At 42.5% G+C, this 19,297-nt stretch carries 14 protein-coding genes; 5 read left to right on the top strand and 9 right to left on the bottom strand.

Translation table 11 applies throughout. The features are described from left to right. Window positions 1-26 precede the first annotated feature (26 nt). From HWQ38_RS29445 to HWQ38_RS29425, 5 genes are all read right to left on the bottom strand, one after another. Window positions 27-314 (bottom strand): (2Fe-2S) ferredoxin domain-containing protein, encoded by a 288-nt coding sequence (locus HWQ38_RS29445; protein ID WP_292800948.1) that lies wholly within the window; start codon window positions 312-314, stop codon window positions 27-29. Window positions 315-412: 98 nt separating this feature from the next. Then, the gene (locus HWQ38_RS29440) at window positions 413-1,387 is read right to left on the bottom strand and encodes a cysteine synthase A (protein WP_292801136.1); all 975 of its coding nucleotides are present in this window, start codon (window positions 1,385-1,387) and stop codon (window positions 413-415) included. Window positions 1,388-1,473: 86 nt separating this feature from the next. Further along, window positions 1,474-1,683: a type II toxin-antitoxin system HicA family toxin gene (locus HWQ38_RS29435; RefSeq protein WP_292800946.1), complete on the bottom strand. Its 210-nt coding sequence runs from the start codon at window positions 1,681-1,683 to the stop codon at window positions 1,474-1,476. Then, entirely contained in the window at window positions 1,680-1,910 is a 231-nt protein-coding gene (locus HWQ38_RS29430) for a type II toxin-antitoxin system HicB family antitoxin (RefSeq protein ID WP_292800944.1), read from the bottom strand. Before HWQ38_RS29430 ends, HWQ38_RS29435 begins: the two co-directional genes overlap by 4 nt. A 113-nt stretch (window positions 1,911-2,023) precedes the next feature. Beyond that, window positions 2,024-2,608 carry a Uma2 family endonuclease gene (locus HWQ38_RS29425; RefSeq protein WP_292800942.1) on the bottom strand — a complete coding sequence of 195 codons (585 nt, stop codon included), beginning with the start codon at window positions 2,606-2,608 and terminating at the stop codon, window positions 2,024-2,026. Window positions 2,609-2,994: 386 nt separating this feature from the next. Here HWQ38_RS29425 and HWQ38_RS29420 point away from each other — a divergent pair, with 386 nt between their 5' ends. The 3 genes from HWQ38_RS29420 to HWQ38_RS29410 all read left to right on the top strand — a co-directional run bounded on the left by HWQ38_RS29420 (window position 2,995) and on the right by HWQ38_RS29410 (window position 8,336). After that, window positions 2,995-5,076 (top strand): dynamin family protein, encoded by a 2,082-nt coding sequence (locus HWQ38_RS29420; protein WP_292801134.1) that lies wholly within the window; start codon window positions 2,995-2,997, stop codon window positions 5,074-5,076. A gap of 254 nt (window positions 5,077-5,330) precedes the next feature. After that, complete coding sequence (locus HWQ38_RS29415; protein WP_292800940.1) at window positions 5,331-7,523, top strand: dynamin family protein; 2,193 nt, start codon at window positions 5,331-5,333, stop codon at window positions 7,521-7,523. Between the two features lie 117 nt (window positions 7,524-7,640). Beyond that, entirely contained in the window at window positions 7,641-8,336 is a 696-nt protein-coding gene (locus HWQ38_RS29410; RefSeq protein WP_292800938.1) for a DUF305 domain-containing protein, read from the top strand. Between the two features lie 245 nt (window positions 8,337-8,581). Here the strand turns inward: HWQ38_RS29410 and hetF are convergent, their stop codons facing one another. Beyond that, window positions 8,582-11,113, bottom strand: coding sequence for a cell division protein HetF (gene hetF, locus HWQ38_RS29405; RefSeq protein WP_292800936.1), 2,532 nt, complete (start codon window positions 11,111-11,113; stop codon window positions 8,582-8,584). A 1,966-nt stretch (window positions 11,114-13,079) separates the two neighbouring features. Here hetF and HWQ38_RS29400 point away from each other — a divergent pair. Then, window positions 13,080-13,403 carry a thioredoxin family protein gene (locus HWQ38_RS29400; RefSeq protein WP_292800934.1) on the top strand — a complete coding sequence of 108 codons (324 nt, stop codon included), beginning with the start codon at window positions 13,080-13,082 and terminating at the stop codon, window positions 13,401-13,403. Here HWQ38_RS29400 and HWQ38_RS29395 read toward each other — a convergent pair. Together HWQ38_RS29395 and HWQ38_RS29390 are read right to left on the bottom strand one after the other, a co-directional pair. Continuing rightward, a complete protein-coding gene (locus HWQ38_RS29395) occupies window positions 13,400-13,627 on the bottom strand; it encodes a hypothetical protein (RefSeq protein ID WP_292800932.1) in 228 nt (75 codons plus the stop codon). The genes HWQ38_RS29400 and HWQ38_RS29395 overlap by 4 nt on opposite strands. 119 nt (window positions 13,628-13,746) lie before the next feature. After that, complete coding sequence (locus HWQ38_RS29390) at window positions 13,747-15,597, bottom strand: S8 family peptidase (protein WP_292800931.1); 1,851 nt, start codon at window positions 15,595-15,597, stop codon at window positions 13,747-13,749. A 112-nt stretch (window positions 15,598-15,709) separates the two neighbouring features. Between HWQ38_RS29390 and HWQ38_RS29385 the strand changes: the two genes are divergently transcribed. Beyond that, window positions 15,710-16,144, top strand: a complete 435-nt coding sequence (locus HWQ38_RS29385; protein WP_292800930.1) for a hypothetical protein — start codon at window positions 15,710-15,712, stop codon at window positions 16,142-16,144. A gap of 152 nt (window positions 16,145-16,296) precedes the next feature. On the opposite strand, the gene HWQ38_RS29380 is transcribed toward HWQ38_RS29385, so the two are convergent. Further along, entirely contained in the window at window positions 16,297-19,194 is a 2,898-nt protein-coding gene (locus HWQ38_RS29380; protein ID WP_292800928.1) for a choice-of-anchor D domain-containing protein, read from the bottom strand. Between the last annotated feature and the right edge of the window lie 103 nt (window positions 19,195-19,297).

Below are 19,297 nucleotides of genomic sequence, written 5' to 3'. Positions count from 1 at the left end.
TGAGGATGAAACCGATAATAAAGCATCTATTTGACACCTAGCAAATACTCTTCTATTAGTAAAGATACTTCATCGGGTTGAACGCTGCTATACCAGACCATATCAGGTAATATCAGCACCATCGGTCCATTCCCACATTCTCCTAAACAGCTGCTAGCCGTTACCATTACATCAGGGATTGACAAAGCTGCAAAAGCTGCTAATACCTTAGCCGCCCCTTGCTTTTTGCAAGTACGATTTTGACAAACCCGCACACATCTAGGAGAAGGTTGGTCTATTACCGTGAAGTTTGATGGTTGAGTTATATTGGTCATCTGTTCTTTATCCTTTGTTCTTGATCATTTGTCAAAAGTCGGAAGCTTGCTAATGACCAAGGACTAATGACTAATGACTAATGACTAATGACTAATGACTAATCTATTGAAAGTCCTTTTGATGCTAGCCATTCCGGGTTGAATATCCGCGACTGATACCGGGAACCACTATCACACAAGATGGTGACAATGGTATGTCCTGGGCCTAACTGCTTCGCTAGAGCAACAGCTGCGGCAACATTAATACCCGTTGAACCGCCCATTAACAGCCCATCTTTTCTCAATAGTTGGTAAACTACCCGTAAAGCTTCTTTGTCATCGATTTGGATTGCATCATCAGCAGGTGCGCCTTCCATATTGGCTGTGACACGACCGTTACCGATGCCTTCGGTGATCGAATTTCCTTCTATTTTGATTTCCCCGGTTTTGATATAGCTATAAAGTCCACTACCCAGAGGATCGGCAACAACGCATTTAATCGCCGGATTTTGTTCTTTTAAGTACAATGTCACCCCAGCAAAAGTACCACCAGTACCAGTTGCAGTTGTCCAGGCATCTATTTTACCATCTGTCTGCATCCAAATTTCCGGCCCTGTAGCTTCGTAGTGAGCGCGGCGGTTGGCTAAGTTATCAAACTGATTTGCCCAAATGGCATTTTCCAACTCAGCAGCGACTCTGCCAGATAGCTTGACATAGTTGTTCGGGTCTTTGTAAGGTACAGCAGGAACGGGACGGACTTCTGCTCCTAGTGCTATCAGTGCGTCTATTTTTTCTTGTGACTGGGTATCGGGAATGATAATTAGGCATTTGTAGCCTTTGGCGTTGCAAATATGTGCTAGTCCAATGCCAGTATTACCAGCAGTTCCTTCTACAACGGTGCCACCAGGTTTGAGTAGACCTTTCTCTTCAGCATCTTCGATGATATAAAGTGCGGCGCGGTCTTTGACGGAACCGCCAGGATTGAGAAATTCTGCTTTACCAAGGATTTCACACCCGGTTTCTTCACTGAAGCTGTTTAAGCGAATCAGAGGTGTGTTGCCAACAGCGCCGACGAAGCCATTTTTAATATCCATTTTAACTGTACCTGTGTGAGCATCTATAAAAATTTTGGCTGATAGCGGTGGCATGATTTACAGCATTTGAAATTTAAGCTTTCGATTCAAACTCCGGGATGTCTGCTCCGATTATGATGTTGCGTAGCGTTTCCTATGGGTAAATCACGACTTTTGTGATCTGGCACAATTACCTGAAGCTGTCGCTCAATATTTCGCCATTTGCGATGACTACCTTTTTGAGAGATTAGCTCAAACCCGTAACGTTGCAAAATGCTCTCAACTTCATCAGCATTCATCCGTCGGGTACGGCTCATCCCACAATAACCTCGGATGTAAGCGCACCAGGTGCTAGGTCGATGTTATCAGGCTGAAGATAAAGTGCGTAGACGCAAAGCGGCTTGTCGTTAGACATCGCCTCACGAATATTTTCTAAGGCTTCTTGCTCTGTTTCTCCTGCTGAGACACAGCCTGGTAACTCTGGGCACCAAACAGCCCAGTCACCTGTTTCTGGATCTGGTTCAAGAATTACACGCCACTTCATTAAATATCTCCTTGGTTTGATTCTATTATTTTTCATGAATAACAATAAAGCTAGGGATTTGATCACGCCTCTCTGCGTAATAGCTATTCAGATTAACAAATATTATTTTGACACTACCAAACTTTACTCATATTCAAAATAAACCCAGGCAATACCGATTCACCGCTAACAGTTGCAGGATTTTCCAGACATTCTTCTGGCACACCGGGACGATAAATGTAGACTCGGCGATGCTTGCGGTCAATTAGCAAGCCTAGCTGTATTCCTGGCTCTCTCATATATTCCTCCATTTTCTCTTTCAAGGGTTTGAGATTATCAGAAGGCGACCTTAGTTCAACTAGAAAATCTGGACAGATGGGGGCAAACCTTTGCTGTTGTTCTGGCGAGAGAGCATTCCACCGTTCTAGTTTAATCCAGGAAGCATCAGGCGATCTATCTGCACCTGTTGATAACTTAAATCCGGTGCTGGAGTCAAAACAAATACCTGTAGTATCTTTTTCTGTCCAAACATATAACTGACCAGCTACGTTGAAATTACGATTACCTGTCTCTGAACCAGTGGGCGGCATAATTGATATTTCTCCAAATTGATTCCGCTCAATGCGTAAGTCACGATTCACCTGACAAAAGTCAAAAAACTGCTCGTCTGTCATTTGCATTGAGGGAGGAATTTGCACAACTAAAGGGGATGAAAGCATGATGATTTCCTCTAGGTTTTGCTGTCTACCCGACTGGCTTTTATTTCTTATTCTCACGCAATTCATTAACTAAATTCCTGCTGGCATTCAAGCTTAATAGTGGAAATAGTCGTTTTCGCTACAATTTTCGGGAAAGCGGTTGCATTTTATGGTAGCTAACTTTCAGTTTAAGTTTAGCAGATAATGAAAATTAAAATAGTAATTTTACTGGGGTTAAAGAATATTGATGTAATTTAGTATACTGCATGATTCACCAGTGAATGCTGACATCATTTCATTAGCCTCAGTGCTGGCTGGGTTTATTATTGTTGCTGCGCTGGGGTGGATGTCTTACAAATTATTTTTTGAATCCCAAAAAACCAATCTTTAATAAAGGTGTAACTATGATGAGTGATCAGGTCGTAAGTGACAGATTTATCCAAGATTTAGAGCGTGTTGCTCAAGTGCGATCGCAGATTTCTGTATGTTTGAGTAAACTTGCTGAAACAATTGATAAAGCTGAGTTGGCTGGAGACTATTCATCAGGAAAACTCAGTTTAGAACGAGATATTGAAGATATTACTGTAGCTAGTAAAAACCTCCGCGAAGGTGTATTTCGCCTTTTTGTCTTGGGCGATATGAAACGGGGAAAAAGCACGTTTATCAATGCCTTAATTGGTGAAAACTTATTACCGAGCGATGTTAACCCTTGTACCGCAGTCTTAACAGTTTTACGTTATGGGCCAGAAAAGAAAGTTACTATTCATTTTAATGATGGTAAAAGTCCACAACAACTAGATTTTCAGAACTTTAAATACAAATATACCATTGATCCGGGTGAAGCTAAAAAACTAGAGCAGGAGAAAAAACAAGCTTTTCCTGATGTTGATTATGCAGTAGTTGAGTATCCTTTAACGCTATTAGAGAAGGGAATTGAAATTGTCGATAGTCCAGGATTAAATGATACAGAAGCGCGAAACGAATTATCTTTGGGTTATGTAAATAATTGCCATGCAATTCTGTTTGTGATGAGAGCTTCTCAACCTTGTACCTTGGGTGAGCGTCGCTACCTAGAAAATTATATCAAAGGTCGAGGATTGACGGTTTTCTTCTTAGTTAATGCTTGGGATCAGGTGCGGGAATCATTGATTGATCCTGATGATGTAGAAGAATTAAAAGGATCTGAGGAGAGATTACGGCAAGTATTTAATGCGAATTTAGCAGAATATTGTTCTGTAGAAGGTCAGAATATTTATGATGAACGCGTGTTTGAGCTTTCGTCAATTCAAGCACTCAGACGACGGTTGAAAAATCCCCAAGCTGATTTAGAGGGGACTGGCTTTCCGAAGTTTATGAGTTCGCTTAATACTTTTCTTACCAGAGAACGTGCGATCGCAGAACTCCGTCAAGTCAGAACCTTAGCTAGACAAGCTTGCAATCATATCCGCGAAGCAGTTGCTAGACGTATACCATTACTTGACCAAGATGTAAATGAATTAAAAAAACGAATTGATTCAGTGGAACCAGAGTTTAACAAACTCACAGGTATTCGGAATGAATTTCAAAAAGAAATTATCAATACAAGAGAGACTCAAGCAAGAACGATTTCCGAATCTTTTCCCAGCTACGTTTTAAACTTAGGTAATACCTTTGAAAACGATTTCTTACGCTATCAGCCGGAATTAAATCTATTTGATTTCCTTAGTAGCGGTAAACGAGAAGCATTTAACACTGCACTACAAAAAGCCTTTGAGCAATATATCACTGATAAATCTGCTGCTTGGACATTAACTGCTGAAAAAGATATCAATGTAGCTTTTAGAGAACTTTCTCGCAGTGCTGCACAATATGGCGCATCTTACAGTCAAGTCACAGATGAAATAACAGAAAAGCTGACTGGACAAGATGTAAAAGTAAATACGACTACCACTGCTGAAGATAATAACTCTCCCGGCTGGGCAAAATGGGCAATGGGATTGTTATCACTGTCCAAGGGAAATCTTGCTGGTTTCGCACTAGCTGGCGCTGGATTTGATTGGAAAAATATCTTGTTAAACTACTTCACTGTAATTGGTGTTGGCGGCATAATTACAGCAGTGACAGGTATTTTCCTTGGGCCAATTGGGTTTGCGCTGCTAGGTTTGGGAGTAGGATTTTTGCAAGCAGATCAAGCGCGTAAAGGGTTAGTTAAAACTGCTAAAAAAGAGTTAGTTAAACACCTACCCCAAGTAGCACATGAGCAATCTCAGGTTGTATACAATGCGGTGAAAGAATGTTTTGACTCTTACGATAGAGAAGTGAGTAAGCGGATTAACGATGATATTGTATCTCGTAAATCTGAATTAGATAATCTCCTCAAGCATAAACAAACCCGCGAAATAAATCGTGAGAGTGAGTTCAAACGTTTAAAAACCTTACAGGAAGATGTAATAGCTCAGTTGCAAAAAATTGAGGCTGCGTATAGCAATTTATTAGCTTACTATAGCTGATATTTCTCATTACTTTCGACTCTCGACTCTCGTTCCCAGCTAAAAGCTGGGAATGCCTACTAGGAGGCTCTGCTGCCTCCGATAATAAGAATGTGAGGCGGTATAGCCGTTCTCGGTTAAGTGAGGTATAAGAACCCCACCCCCAAACCCCCTCCCCGCTCTTCGAGAGGGGGCTATGATGTACCTCATCTGATTAGGAAACGCTATAGCCCTAATTATCTGCATTACCAGTCTCCGACTGGAAACGAGGGAATATGGAACAACAATATGAAAGTTATAGGGATTTAGCAGATTCTCTGAAATCTGCATCTGCGTTACTGAATTTAGAACGCAAATCGCAACTGCATCAAGATATAATTACCATTTGCAATCATCTGGTTAATCCTAGCTTTCGGATTGCAGTATTTGGCCCCTTTAATCATGGCAAATCTACCTTGCTGAATGCGATACTGGGGAATCGTACTTTACCAATTGATTTAATTCCCACCACAGGCGCGGCTATTACTATCAAGTATGGCTCTGATGTGCGAACTCGCATCATGTTGGTAGATGGTACAGAAATCTTCCGCAGTGGCACAGAAGTTTTACAGCAATTTGCAATTCTTGATGGCAATAGGCAGATGCGAAAAGATGTTGCATCGGTAGAAGTTTTTTGTCCGCATCCGTTTTTAGAAACAGGTGTAGAATTGCTCGATTTACCGGGAACAAATGATCGAGATGAACAAGATAATTTAGTCCGAGAACAACTTTTAAGTGCAGATTTAGTTATCCAATTATTAGATGCACGTAAGTTAATGACTTTGAGTGAGCGGGAAAATTTACGAGATTGGCTATTAGATCGCGGCATTAAAACAGTTATATTTGTTGCCAATTTTATGAACTTACTCGAACCCGACGAGCAAAAACAAGTTCAAAATCGCCTGCGCTTTGTTGCGGAAAGCTTTCGATCCGAATTGCCTCCAGGTTTTAGTAATTTATATCGCGTTGATGCTTTACCTGCCTTAAGAGCCAGATTAAAAGGCGATGTTGCTGCTGCCAATAGTAGCGGGTTAGTGGCTTTTGAAACAGCTTTGCAAAATATTATGGGTATTTTGCAACCAAATCGTGGTAGTGTGCGTTTGCCAAGAGTGGAAGCGATCGCTTCTCAAATCCAATTCTCATTAAAAGCTAAAATTGACCCGATTGCTATTGAAATAAAATCCTTTGATGATAAACAAAATACTAAAATTGAAATTAAACAAAAGGCTGCTAACTTAATTTATAAAGGTTTTACTACTAGCTTGGAAGAGTTACGTGATTGGCTAACATTACCCAAGCTTCTCACAAAATATCAAGCTGATGCGGCAGTTGCATTAGCAGAAAATAACTTTAAAAATTGGCAAACAAATATTTTTCAAAAAGACCTAAGTCAATTGCAATTTGCTACGGTGAAGTGGCTTGATCAAGCTTACGAATTTTTCCAAGAAGAACGACCACAGGATTTATTAATTCCCTTTCCTAGCGAACCACAAGTAATATTACCCTCAAAGCCAAGCAATACTGATGATTTGAGTGAACCTGCTTCCATCGCTGTTGGTGGTGGTATTGGGTGGTTTTTAGGCGGCCCAGTTGGTGCTGCTGTCGTCGGAAGTATTTCTTATTTGTTAAACAAGAATATCCAGACAAAAGACGAACAATTGGCAAAGGAATCTTATCATCAGCAAGTTGCTAAACTTTGTATAACTGCAATTGAAGATTATTTTTCTCGCTTCAGCAGTCAAGCCTTATCAATTTTGAATGAATATGAGCAGAAATCCGAAAAAGTAATTTGCTTTGAATTTAGTCAAGAGCCACTGGAAATTACTAATAAACGTGAAATTTTGCAGCCGTTACAAAACAGTTTTAATCAATTGTTACGAGAGTTAGAAAAAGTCAAAATACTCTCAAATCATCAACCTTATAAAGAAATACTAAAATACAGCAATACCAATAGAAAATATTCGCCACAACCAAAGAGAGTTAGAACTTCCCCTCAAAAAGATCCTGGTGTTAAGCAACAACCGGAAAATATAGCTAAGAATAGTCAGACAAGGGTAAAATCTGTTTCTCCACGTCCAGAAGAGGTGGAGGCGAAATTTCGTGATTGGGAACTCAATGAGGAAATAGGGCGAATGAAAGCAGAGATGCAATCGCCTGATTCTCAAACTGGCAAGAAGCAAAATCCAACTCAAAGCAACAAAGCGCCCAATCAACCAAAAACCCAGACGGAAAAAGATAAAATTACTCGCGCCTACAGCATTTTAGGATTGCAAGCAAATGCTTCTTTGGCTGAGGTAAAGCAGGCTTATCGAACTTTAGTAAAAAAATGGCATCCAGATTTGTTTGTTGGTAAGCCGCAACTGCTAAAACAAGCACAAGAGAAAATGCTCTTACTTAATGAAGCTTACACAATTTTAAGTGAGAAATGAAAATCAGATCCCCGACTTCTCAAACAAGTCGGGGATCTTTAGATTTCATCCTAATTTCATTTCTGGCTGCAAAGCTAAGAAGTAAATATAGAATTAGGAAACTGTTAGGTGAGATTTATGCAACTGCTATCTTTAAGGAATGGTTTTTTGGCGTTAACCTTGACTGCGATCGCCTCTGCGGGTGGATTAATTACAGCCTGTACCAATACTGCTTCCCAGAAGGAAAGCCAAGTCCCAAACGCAACTGCTACCAATGCTAGCGACAAGCAACAGATGAACCACGGTAGTAGCATGAATCACAGCATGCGAATGGATTTAGGCCCAGCCGATGCTAATTTTGATTTACGGTTTCTCGATGCTATGATACCTCACCATCAAGGGGCTGTGGAAATGGCTAAAGAAGCGCAGCAGAAATCAAAACGTCCTGAAATCAAAAAACTAGCAGACACTATCATCAAATCGCAAAACCAAGAAATCACTCAGATGAAGCACTGGCGACAAGCTTGGTATCCCAAGGCGGGAGATAAACCAATGGCTTATGACAGTCAAATGGGTCACATGATGGAAATGTCGTCTGACCAAATGAAAACTATGATGATGAGTCAGAACTTAGGTGCAGCTGATGCTGAATTTGATCTGCGCTTTATCAATGCGATGATTCCTCACCATGAAGGGGCTGTAACAATGGCGCAAGATACCTTAAGTAAGTCTAAGCGCCCTGAAATTAAGCAATTAGCCCAAGAAATTATCAAAGCACAAAATATAGAGATTAAGCAAATGCAGCAGTGGCGAAAAGCCTGGTACAACCAATAATTCGTAATGTACAAAATGGCAACGCCTATCAGCCTGTTGAAGTTACTTTAGGTCAAACCTCTGGGGATATGGTTGAGGTTAAAACTTTTTTGTAACCCACGAGGTGGGTAAAGTATCGTGTAGACGCGGTTAGAAACCGCCGATTTCAGGTTAAGTTGACACGGATGAGCAATGCTTGAAAGCGCCTAACGCACCGCTATAGAACACTGCTATTTAATCAACCGCGATCGCTCCACCACAACATATTACTGTTCTTCAGCTTTTTGCTGAAGGAGCGATCGCCAATCTTCAATCGCCTTTTCTGTCCACAGCCAATTTTTAGCTAATTTATCTACCTGGAAATTTCCTGGATCAGACTTGAGAACCAATTGTCGCAACTTAATCGCTTCATTCAGATATTGTATCTGCTTACTATTAGGTTGACTAAGTGCAGATTTATACATTCCCAGAGCTAAACCAGCATAGGAAGTTAAAGCATCTTGAGGCGCTGCTGTCTTTCTAGATGTTGAATTTGTCTTCTGTTCTTTGAGAGCTAAATTCAAAGCCTTGAACCAAGAATCATTGGCTCGATTCAGATTGCCTTCTGTGTAGTAGGCAAATCCCAAAGCGTTATTATACAAAAGCGATTCTGGTTTAGCTTTTGCAGCAGTTTCCCAATAACGGCGGACATCATCGACGCTATAGTTCTTGTCTCCAGTTTGGATAGATTGCCAAGCTATTCGTCCCTTGTAAAAGTTCACAGATGGATCATCAGCTTGTTTATTTGGAATCAGTTTCAGGGCAGTTTCAGCCGCAGCCAGTGCCCCACGATTGAGTAGTTCTTCTACAGCTAACAACCCACCTTGCAAATCTCCCTGGCTCATTTTTTCCGTAGCGGTGGCGGTGACAATTCCAGTTGGTGCTGTCTGTAAGTCGATATTTCGCGGCTTTTGACCTAGAGACTCAGTAGGAATTTCTGGTATGTTAGGCAGAGTTACTTTCGGTCGATTTTGCCACCAATTTAAAGCGATCGCAGCTGCTAACGCACTGATTCCCACAATGCCCACAATCGGCCACAGCTTGCGGCGTCGAGTACGATTTCTTGGTGGGGCTGATTGCGATGCCTGGGTTGGGCTACGCCTATGGGAAAAATCAGCAGAATTTTGCCGATTTCCTTCAAAGTTGCCAGCAGCTTCAGATGGCGGTGCTGGGGCTTCTCCCCACAAATCTGCTCCCTGTTGCAAAGAAGCAATTTCCTCTGAAACCTGTTTTTGCTGAAGACTATTTTGGTGAATTTGTTGATCCAATTCAGTTGGAGCTTTTGGGTTATCTAGCTGACGAAACAAATCCGAAACTATCGCAGAATCTTCTGCATAGCTTGGGTCATCATACTCAATTTCGTCAACGAGATCGCCCCAAGTATCTTCACTTAGCCAGTCCAACCCAGAAGAGTCACGCGCCAAACCAGAAGGAATCATTTCCTCCATTCCTAAAGACATCTCGGAATCATCTGCCATATCAGAGTACATCATCGAAGTTACCCCTAAAGGCGAACTATACTGATTCAGCGACTCCGCACTTTCGGATAACTCAGTTTCCTGACTCAAGAAACCGTCAAATTCTGGCTGGAGATATAAAATCGGTAATGCCCAATACATCTGGTGAGAACTATATGCAGAAATTAATCCTTGACGCACCCGACTTACGCACAAATCTACTGGATATCCCTGACTCAAGTTGCGGTAAAATAATTGTGTGAGCGTCAACGCCACTTCATCAGGAATCCGTTCTGACATCGCCAAGACGCTTCTAATTCCCCGCTTCACCAGACTTTCTGCCAAATTTCGTTCGCCAGTATCTCCAGAGGCATCGGACGCAGCTGTGTATGCCCCCAAGCAGGAGTTAAACACTGCCATTTGGATGTTATTGTTGACGAGCAAACCTGCTAAATCGTCCCCAGTTAAGATTTCTGTTAAGCCAGTTCTGCGACTAGCAAGATAAATTTCTCCGCCATTAGATCCGAAGTTACTATGACCAGAGTAGTGTAGAACGTGGTATCTACCTTGTTCTAGAGCTTGCGTCAGTTCTTCCCGTCCTGGTTGGTCTAAGACAGTGAGTTCAATTTCTGGGAAGCGATTGCTACCTTCAGCAAGTCGTGGTATACGGTGAAGTTCCGCTTGCAGTTTAATCGCTTCCTGTTTTTGTAAGTCAAGGTGGACTTGATCCGAGGGAGAAGCAATTACCATCAACACTTTCACCCCACCTTCTTCTCGTGGTGTGGGCATATTTGGCGTAGGCGTAGCCCCCCGCAGGGATCGCATTCGGGAAGCCCCCAAAACTCCACTTTGGAAGCGAGAAAAAGCCACATAAGGCCCAGTAGCTAGGGGGCGATCGCCTGCGTGCATCACTTCCCAAGGCAGACGAGCTAATCTAGTGTCTTTTAGCCCCAAGCGTAACCGTAGTACTTGTTGGTGATTTTGGGCAATACCTTGGGCAGTAATCCAACTATCTCTGAGAGTCCCTTGAAATAGAGCAGTATAAAATTGTTGACCCAACGCCACCAAGTTAACAGAATTTCTGGCGATATCGCTTTCATTCCCGCCAGAGGCGAATATATCTCCCTGCAACACCGAATTCAACGGATCATTCATCAAATGCCCAGCAGCCATCAACCACTCAGCTACAGGCCAAGTCACCAGTTCTTCTGCCAATGGCACCCCAGGCGCGACTTGTTCCGTCCGCACCAAATAGTCATTTTGCCCTACAGGAGTTACCGAAATGTGGAATTCCTGGGTCACAGCTTCTCCTGTCCGCCTCCTAAATCTGGTTTGAAACGCGAAAGTTTCAAGTCGATTTTTCGCTCCCTTTGATAACTTAGATGCATCCCACCCCTGAATGTTTCTGATTCTAGTTATTTTGCTTTTTCTGCCATTACAACTTTATCCGGATCGGATTACTTGGGACTAGAACATTTAATTGGTAGATGCACCTTGATCTTCAACTCCCCTAGTTGGCTAACACCCACTGGGGGTTTTTTTCAATTTTGGCAAACAACAGCAACTTCTGACGCAGATATTCTCTAGCAGAAAATAGTGCTTAATTCTAGAATACTTGATTAATAGATGGATGTACCTTGATCTTTAACTCCCCTAATTCAGTTAATGTTCACTCTTGTTTTTTTGAGACACGACAACAATCAATTTTCTAGTAAATTTATCCGGAGCATGGTGGTTAAACCGAGAACATTTAATTGGTAGATGCACCCTGATAACTAGCTCCCCTCGTTGGCTAACGCCCACTGGGGGTTTTTTTATGACTCAATAAGTACAAAACTTACGCACTAAAAACCTGAAACCTATATCTAAATAAGCCCACACCATTGCTTCTCCTGTTCCAAGATGCTCTCGCTAGCAAGCTTTAAGAGTCCGAGAGAAGTCGGGAAACCCTTTCAGTAGTTCCTACCCTGACACACCCATTTTTTCAGGTAGCGCACCGATCATTTAATTGGTAGGTCTGTCCTGATAACTCAGGGCTATTTCATTCTAAACAGAAACCGCCCAGAACTGAAGTTCAGGGCTAATAGCTAAAGTCCGTTACAAACGGACTATAACCTATAACCTTTTCTTAGTCGTCTTTAGACGACTTTCGCTATTAGACTCAGAATTCATTCTGAGGCGGACTAGATGAGAATGAAATAGCCCTGCCTGATAACTAACCCCTCTGAGGTTTTTCTCTGATAAACAATAACAACTTCAACCTCTGCTAATTTATCCGGTAGCTACCCATTTACTTTAGAAAAGATTCTTGGTAGATGCACCCTGATAACTAACTCCCCTGGTTGGCTAACACTGACTGGGGATTTTTCTAGTTGCGTCACAGCCCGTCATAGACATCGCCATCAACCCTGATTTAGCTCATTTTCTCCGGAAGATACTGGCTGTCCCTAGAAAAGATTATTGGTAGATGCACCCTGATAACTCACTCCCCTAGTAGGTTAACACCAACTGGGGTTTTTTTATTTAAAAAAATAATTGAACTTTGTACAAATTCATCCGGAGTATGATGTTCAACCTAAGAACATTTAATTGGTAGATGCACCCTGATAACTAACTCCCCTGGTTGGCTAACACTGACTGGGGGTTTTTTTATGCGTATACGGGTAGCTGTGAGGGGGTCGCAGTCTTCTCCCAAGGGGAGACGCTAAGAGCGATGGCGGTTCCCGTCGATTGCGATAGCGAAGCGTTAGCGAGTCTTCTCCCAAGGGGAGACGCCAAGGGCGAACGAGCGTCACCCCCGAACCCGTTGGCGCAGCCTCTCGTAGAGAAGGGCTTGTCGTTAAATATCGCCCTCGCATTTCCTGCCCACATAACTCGAATGCACCACTACTCTTACTACTGCTGGTAGACTTTAAATATCCTCCTGTTGCCAGGATAGAGTATAACTTGCTCACGCAATCCCTGAATCGCTTTCTTTTTATTGTGAGCTAGAGATGCCACACTAAAATGATTCCTATGATATTTAATCACATTCTTAATTTTTTTTCTATATTTTGACTAGATCATATTTTTCGTTCCCAGGTTCAGCTTGGGAAAGCAGTACTGGAAGCTCCGCCTCTCAAAAAATTGCCTTCTCTTTAGTAGGGAAGGAGAAAAAGATACTTGATCAGGATTTCAGGCTGAAGTTGACACTAATCACCAGCTATATGGTAATATTTCATGGCATTATGCTAAAAAACTTTGCCTAGAATTAAAGAGTCGCCAACCCATGAGTTTAGCTGTAATTAAGTTCTCTTCAGAAGAGTGCGGCATCTGCCACAAAATGTCTTTTTATGACAAAAAGGTGGCTGAAGAACTGGGTTTAGAATTTATCGATGTAAAAATGCAGGATACAGCTGCTTACCGCAAGTATCGCAAGATTTTATTAACTCAGTATCCCGATAAATCAGAAATGGGATGGCCTACTTACATCCTCTGCAATTCTCCAGAAGGGGAATTTCAGATTGTGGGTGAGGTAAAAGGAGGTCATCCCAAAGGGGAGTTTAGAAGCCGTCTTCAAGAGGTTCTGAATTCCACAGCTAATCAGAACTAACTAATTACCTCAAAAGATTTGACCTCCAAAACAGGGCCAATCATGGCAGTAGTCATGATATCTTCACGCACCTGTCCTTTAACTTTTGCTTTTTGTCCGGCTTTGAGTAAGTCTTTTTCAGCCCCTCTGAGGATTTCGTAAGTAACGCCCTCTTCTGTGACTAAAGCCCATGCGCCTGTGCCAATATCACGGCGTTCGATTGTACCTGTAAGTGTAATGCTCATAAGAAGTGGGGAGTGGGGAGTGGGGAGTTAGGAGTTAGGAGAGACGCGATTAATCGCGTCTGTACAGGAGTTAGGAGTTATAAAAATTCATGCCCCATGCCCCATGCCCAACTCCCAATTTATGCTATTTTTTCTTCGTTTTTCAATGCTAAACGAGCAAGTCCATAACAGATTATGGCATTACCGATGAGGAACAGGCGTGCTAAGTTACCACTTCCCAATCCCCAAACAGCCGGATCGAAAAACGCACTTATAGTTAAGCACGCTGCTACACCTAAAGTTGAACCAATGGCAAACCATTTCCAACTAGGATGTCCCAGCAACAATGCCATTAAGACAATGGGAATCAGTACGCTAGCAAACAGGGGATTGAACGCATCAGTTCCCTGGAGGCTATTGCCTAGTTCGGGAATTGAACTGCCCAAAACCCGGAAAGGCCACTGGGGAAGGTCAAATATATAAATTCCCTTGAGGAAGAATAAGCCAGAACTGCCAGCAATTAAGCCACTGGATAAAGACCAACTCCAAGTGAAGGGGAAGTAAACCCGTAAAAACCAAGCTAGCAGATAGGAACCAACTACCATTAAAATCTTGGGTAACAGTGCGATCGCACCACCATCAATCCAAAAGCCGGGGTTAAGATAGCCGTTATCGCGTAACCACCGAAAGAAATCTGGGAAACTGATTTGTCCCCCAAAGGCTAGTTTAACTGCTGCTTCTGCATTCAGGTGTCCAGCGCCATAATAGTTCAAACCATCATCCTGGATAACTCGCGCTGACTGCTTCAGGACTTTTAAAACTTCATCTGGTTCTTTGATGCCAGCAGCTTTGATTAATGCCGCAACACCGGCAACGTGGGGAGAAGCCATGCTTGTACCCTGGAAGCCCAGAAATACGCCTTCGCCCTTTTCGTCGATAGTTTCTTGGAGAATCTTACCAGCTTCACTACCACCAGGAGCAGAGATATCTACCCCAGCACCAAAGTTAGAATAAGGCGCTCTTTCCCCATCTGGGCCAATTGCCGAAACGCCGATGACGTAGGGATAACGGGCTGGATAGCTTGCCCCATTGGTGTTTTCATTCCCGGCTGCGGCAATAATAACTACACCTTTTCTATGGGCATACTCGATCGCTTCTTTCATCAATTTGCTTTCACCACCACCACCCAAGCTCATATTAATCACATCTGCGCCTTTATCAGTAGCAAATTTAATCGCTTCGGCAATATCGGCAACAGTACCGCCACCATACGAACTGAGTACTTTCAGGGGCATCAGACTGGCTTCATAGGCAATTCCAGCGACGCCATATTTATTATTTGTGGCTTGGGCAATAGTTCCGGCAACATGGGTACCGTGGCCGTTATCGTCTGTGGCTTCTTCTCGGTCGTTAACAAAATCATAGCCTTTGACGAATTTTGTCTCATACAAGTCCCGCACCTTGGTAATCCCAGTGTCAATCACTGCAACTGTGATGCCACTGCCTTTGGTTTGACTCCATGCGCCTTCAATACCGATTTGGTGCAAGTTCCACTGCTTGCTGTAATATTGGTCATTGGGGCCAGTTAATGAGGGACTTGCTTGATCATCTTCTTGCGGTCTTAAAAATTCTCCCAGCCAAGCTGGTTGACCGGGTTGTGGAATCTTTCTGTAGATATAATTTGGTTCAATAAATTCTGTAACTTGGGCAAATTGAGATTTTTTCAGTTCTTGGAGTCGCTGCTGATCGCCTTTGACAATATACACATGATCTTTTTCGGAAAACTTGTTGTCTAATTGGGGTGTAAGGTTGTATTGTTTAGCGATCGCTTGTAAATTCTGTTCCACCACAATTGATGGAATATCTTCCCGAAAATCAAGCAAAATCGTCTCAAACTCTCCTTTAGCTGCCAGTCCCTGGAAATTCAGGAAACCAAACATCGCAGCTCCCAGCCCCATGACAAACAAGCATAATAATATAAGCTTTCTCATATTAAGTCATCACCGCTTTTTGCCAGTTTGCTCACTACCATAACTTATTTCCATCCTTTATTGGTAGATTTTGCACTTTTAGTTACAAGTTTCACTCAGGACTTTTTAAACGATGGAACGTGGTCTTTTATGGTTGCCCTTGTTAGTAACGTTTTTCTGGTTGGCTTGGCAAGGCTCGAAGGAGTATCAAAAAGTTGAAGCCTATCGCGCTTGGGCAGAGCAATTTGAACGGGCTAAGTATGATATTTATTCAGTATTAGGTCAAAAAGGCAACAATCTAACTTGGGGAAAACCCACGCCTAAAGGGCCGATTAAACTAGAAACATTCTCTTTGCTTGATGTCAAACAAATTTATCTTTTAGTAGATGACAAACAAGTAGATTTTGAAAGTATACCGGAGAAAGGTCGTTCTATAGAGTTAGAATTTCTATTTTCCGAATCTATTAACTCAGTGCGGGTTCCGTTTACAGAAATCCCTTTGGCTGCGGAATGGGGTAAGTTTTTGCAGAGGGTATTACAAGACTTGCGATCGCAACCACAGCAGTAGTTAAACGAAACTACAACTTCCAGATGATCCGGCTATTTCTGATCAAAAAGTAGGGGCACAAATATATTGCGCCCCGATGTCTGTGATCTATTTAATTGAAAGTCGATTCATGTTTGGATTACACTTGGACTCAGTTAACCCGACCCAACTATCTATGCTTGAATGATGAAGTCGGAAGCAGTAAGAGTGGGCGCACCGGTAAGTTGTGCAAATTGACCACCACTGCCAAAACCAGCAGCGCTACCATTTTGATTGTATAGTAACTGCCCACTCAGAGGGTCGTAGACAATTACGGCATTGCTAAGGGCCCCTAAACTGCTGATTTGAAAATCACTAGCGTTACTAAAACCCGTTCCGCCAGCAGAAGCAAGGGCACTAAAAGTGGTCTTACTCAGCAGAATTTTATCACCTTGAGAGTGATTGAAGTCAGCGATCGTATCAATACCCACAGTAGCGGTAGTAAAGGCAGTATTGGTGTCGTAGAGGAAAGAGTCAGCACCTTGTCCACCGACAAGAAGATCATTGCCTTGTCCACCGACGAGAGTGTCATTGCCTACTCCACCAATCAGAAGATCATCACCAGTACCACCCCGCAGCAGGTCGTCACCACCATTGCCATCAATGGTGTCATTACCACCTTGACCATTAATCACATCGTTGGAACTGTAAAAACCGCTGATGTTATTGTTCAAGTCATTAAGGAACGTGACGCTATTTGCAGTGGAAATATACGGTTGAGTGGAGTTGGCATTAATCACATCAATGCTTTTGGTAACACTGGCTTCTCCGTCAAATAGGATATTACCGACGGCAGGTCTTGTTGTCGATGCGGCTAAGTTGTCTAGGTTTTCTAAGTTAAAGTTTTGCAGAGTGACTTTGGTATTAGCCACATCTTCAAAGGTGACTTCTAAATCGTTGCCATTTTGAGTTAATTGCAGATTTTTCGCAGTCAAGTCAGCCCCAATAAATTGCAAAGTGTCTATTTTGGCAATCACCGCAGCGGAAGGGTTGTTATTAGTACCTACACCGCCAAAGTCCGTGATGATGTAATTGCTATTGCCTTCTTGGGCAATAAAGGTGTCATTGCCGGCTGTGCCATTGATAACTTGAATTTTGGGTTTAACTGTGCCACTAATCGCAAAGTCAAAGGGGCTTTCATTACTATCGTTGTTGTTTAAACTGAGGCTGCCACCATAGGTGCCGGGTGTAGTGGTGTTGAGTCCCACCGATATGCTGGTGGAAGCATTAGCAGCCACACTCGTCGGAAGAGTACCGACCAAACTAAATCCGTTGGGAAGTTGGAGATTAGTCAGGTTGAGTGCGGCTGTACCGGTGTTCTGAATCGTAAAGGTTTTGGTCAGGGTGTTACCAACAGTGACATCGCCAAAGTTAATCGCAGTAGTGCTGCCATCTGCAATATCAACGGTGCCATCGAGAACTTGAATTTCCGGGGATAAAACAGGTTTAACTGTGCCACTAATTGCAAAGTCAAAGGGGCTTTCATTACTATCGTTGTTGTTTAAACTGAGGCTGCCACTATAGCTACCTGGTGTAGTGGTGTTGAGTGCCACCGATATGGTGGTGGAAGCATTGGTAGCCACGCTCGTTGGAAGAGTACCGACCAAACTAAATCCGTCAGGAAGTTTCAGATTACTCAGGTTGAGTGTAGCTGTACCAATGTTCTGAATCGTAAAGGTTTTAATCAGGGTGCTACCAACAGTGACATCACCAAAGTTAATCGCAGTAGTGCTGCCATCTGCAATGTCAACGGTGCCATTGAGAACTTGAATTTCCGGGACGGTAATGCCGGGGGCTTCGTATGCACCAATATCAATCACTGCGGTGCCATTACCATCGCCATCCTGGGGAATATTCGTACTGATGCCATTGAAGGTATTGGAACCAGCATCGATGGCAGCACTTCCAGGTTTGAGCGCAAAATTCCCGTGGGCTGCATCAACAAATTGGGGATCTTGACCCAATATATTCTGCAACCCTGTGGCATTTAAATTATCTGAAGCTTGGAATACATTCGAGTTATAAACAAGGTTGTGGTCAAAGTTGACATTTGTAGAATAGTTAAGAACATTAGCCGCTTGATTGTCGCTGGCATACATGATATTGTTCCCGACTCTAACATTCTCTGAGTAATTGACTTTAATCTCTCCGGTGTTAGCGACAACCCGACTATTTTGGTAAACTGTATTGTTGACAATATCTACATTTTTCGCTGCATAAGCGTTAATGCCAGAGTTGCCATTGTTGTAGACTATATTATTCGCAATTAAGGTTTTACCTAGATAAGGTGTTCCATCTTTACTCTGATTAGTAGTATCAAGCATAATCCCATGTCCTTCAGTGATTTTGCCTGCGACACTCCACGGAACCAGACTTTGATTATCGTAGACAATATTGTCTCGAATAATCATTTTGTAATCAGTCGTATTGTTATCAAAGTTAAAAGTGCGATTAAAACCCAATCCCTGATCACCATAAGGTGAATACCAAGCGTTACCAGACACAATATTTTTCTCAAATGTGATGTAGTCTGAATCCATAGCTCCGATGCCTCCACCGGGAAAGTTACGGACTGTGTTACCAGAGATCACAATGTGATGAGAATTAGTACCGCCTACTCCTTGTCCATTTTTCCAGCTTTTAATTTCAATTCCACTGGAATTAGTTAAGGGGTTGTTGAGATTATCCTTCTGTTGTAAGGCATATTGTAGAGTGATGTTTTCCCGATTGCCTTCTAGATCAAGTCCTTCAACCCGGACGTAGGAGGAACTGAATATATTAATGCCACTTCCGGTCGTTTTTATCGTTGGCGTAGCCCCGGGATAAGCTTTTATTGTTGTCCAGTTATTTGCTGAACCATTAAAGTTAAAAAGCGTAAATCCTTTGTCATAAGTTCCGTTCATGACATAGAGTGTGTCGCCTGTTTTCATCCGATATACGGCTGTGCCCAAGGTGCGAAATGCAGCTCCTTTATTTAAGCCGTTATTGTTATCATTGCCTGTTCCAGAAACATAGTATGTGTTGCCAGCCATAGATTTACTCCGAATGTGTGTAAGGTGAATTGGTACTACACTCTCAGCAACTTGATTCAGTTACTAAGTAGTTATTTGAATCGGTGATTTGTCTGGACTTTTC

The sequence above is a fragment of the Nostoc sp. NMS7 genome, from assembly GCF_017115085.1.
Taxonomy (GTDB): Bacteria; Cyanobacteriota; Cyanobacteriia; order Cyanobacteriales; family Nostocaceae; genus Nostoc.
The sequence above is the reverse complement of the archived record's forward strand: the minus strand, read 5'-3'. Positions and strand labels throughout refer to the sequence as shown.

Excerpts from the sequence above, each read along its gene's own strand:
- HWQ38_RS29445 (WP_292800948.1), bottom strand. The coding sequence starts at position 314 with ATGACCAATATAACTCAACCATCAAACTTCACGGTAATAGACCAACCT.
- HWQ38_RS29440 (WP_292801136.1), bottom strand. The coding sequence starts at position 1,387 with ATGGATATTAAAAATGGCTTCGTCGGCGCTGTTGGCAACACACCTCTG.
- HWQ38_RS29435 (WP_292800946.1), bottom strand. The coding sequence starts at position 1,683 with ATGAGCCGTACCCGACGGATGAATGCTGATGAAGTTGAGAGCATTTTG.
- HWQ38_RS29430 (WP_292800944.1), bottom strand. The coding sequence starts at position 1,910 with ATGAAGTGGCGTGTAATTCTTGAACCAGATCCAGAAACAGGTGACTGG.
- HWQ38_RS29425 (WP_292800942.1), bottom strand. The coding sequence starts at position 2,608 with ATGCTTTCATCCCCTTTAGTTGTGCAAATTCCTCCCTCAATGCAAATG.
- HWQ38_RS29420 (WP_292801134.1), top strand. The coding sequence starts at position 2,995 with ATGAGTGATCAGGTCGTAAGTGACAGATTTATCCAAGATTTAGAGCGT.
- HWQ38_RS29415 (WP_292800940.1), top strand. The coding sequence starts at position 5,331 with ATGGAACAACAATATGAAAGTTATAGGGATTTAGCAGATTCTCTGAAA.
- HWQ38_RS29410 (WP_292800938.1), top strand. The coding sequence starts at position 7,641 with ATGCAACTGCTATCTTTAAGGAATGGTTTTTTGGCGTTAACCTTGACT.
- HWQ38_RS29400 (WP_292800934.1), top strand. The coding sequence starts at position 13,080 with ATGAGTTTAGCTGTAATTAAGTTCTCTTCAGAAGAGTGCGGCATCTGC.
- HWQ38_RS29395 (WP_292800932.1), bottom strand. The coding sequence starts at position 13,627 with ATGAGCATTACACTTACAGGTACAATCGAACGCCGTGATATTGGCACA.
- HWQ38_RS29390 (WP_292800931.1), bottom strand. The coding sequence starts at position 15,597 with ATGAGAAAGCTTATATTATTATGCTTGTTTGTCATGGGGCTGGGAGCT.
- HWQ38_RS29385 (WP_292800930.1), top strand. The coding sequence starts at position 15,710 with ATGGAACGTGGTCTTTTATGGTTGCCCTTGTTAGTAACGTTTTTCTGG.
- HWQ38_RS29380 (WP_292800928.1), bottom strand. The coding sequence starts at position 19,194 with ATGGCTGGCAACACATACTATGTTTCTGGAACAGGCAATGATAACAAT.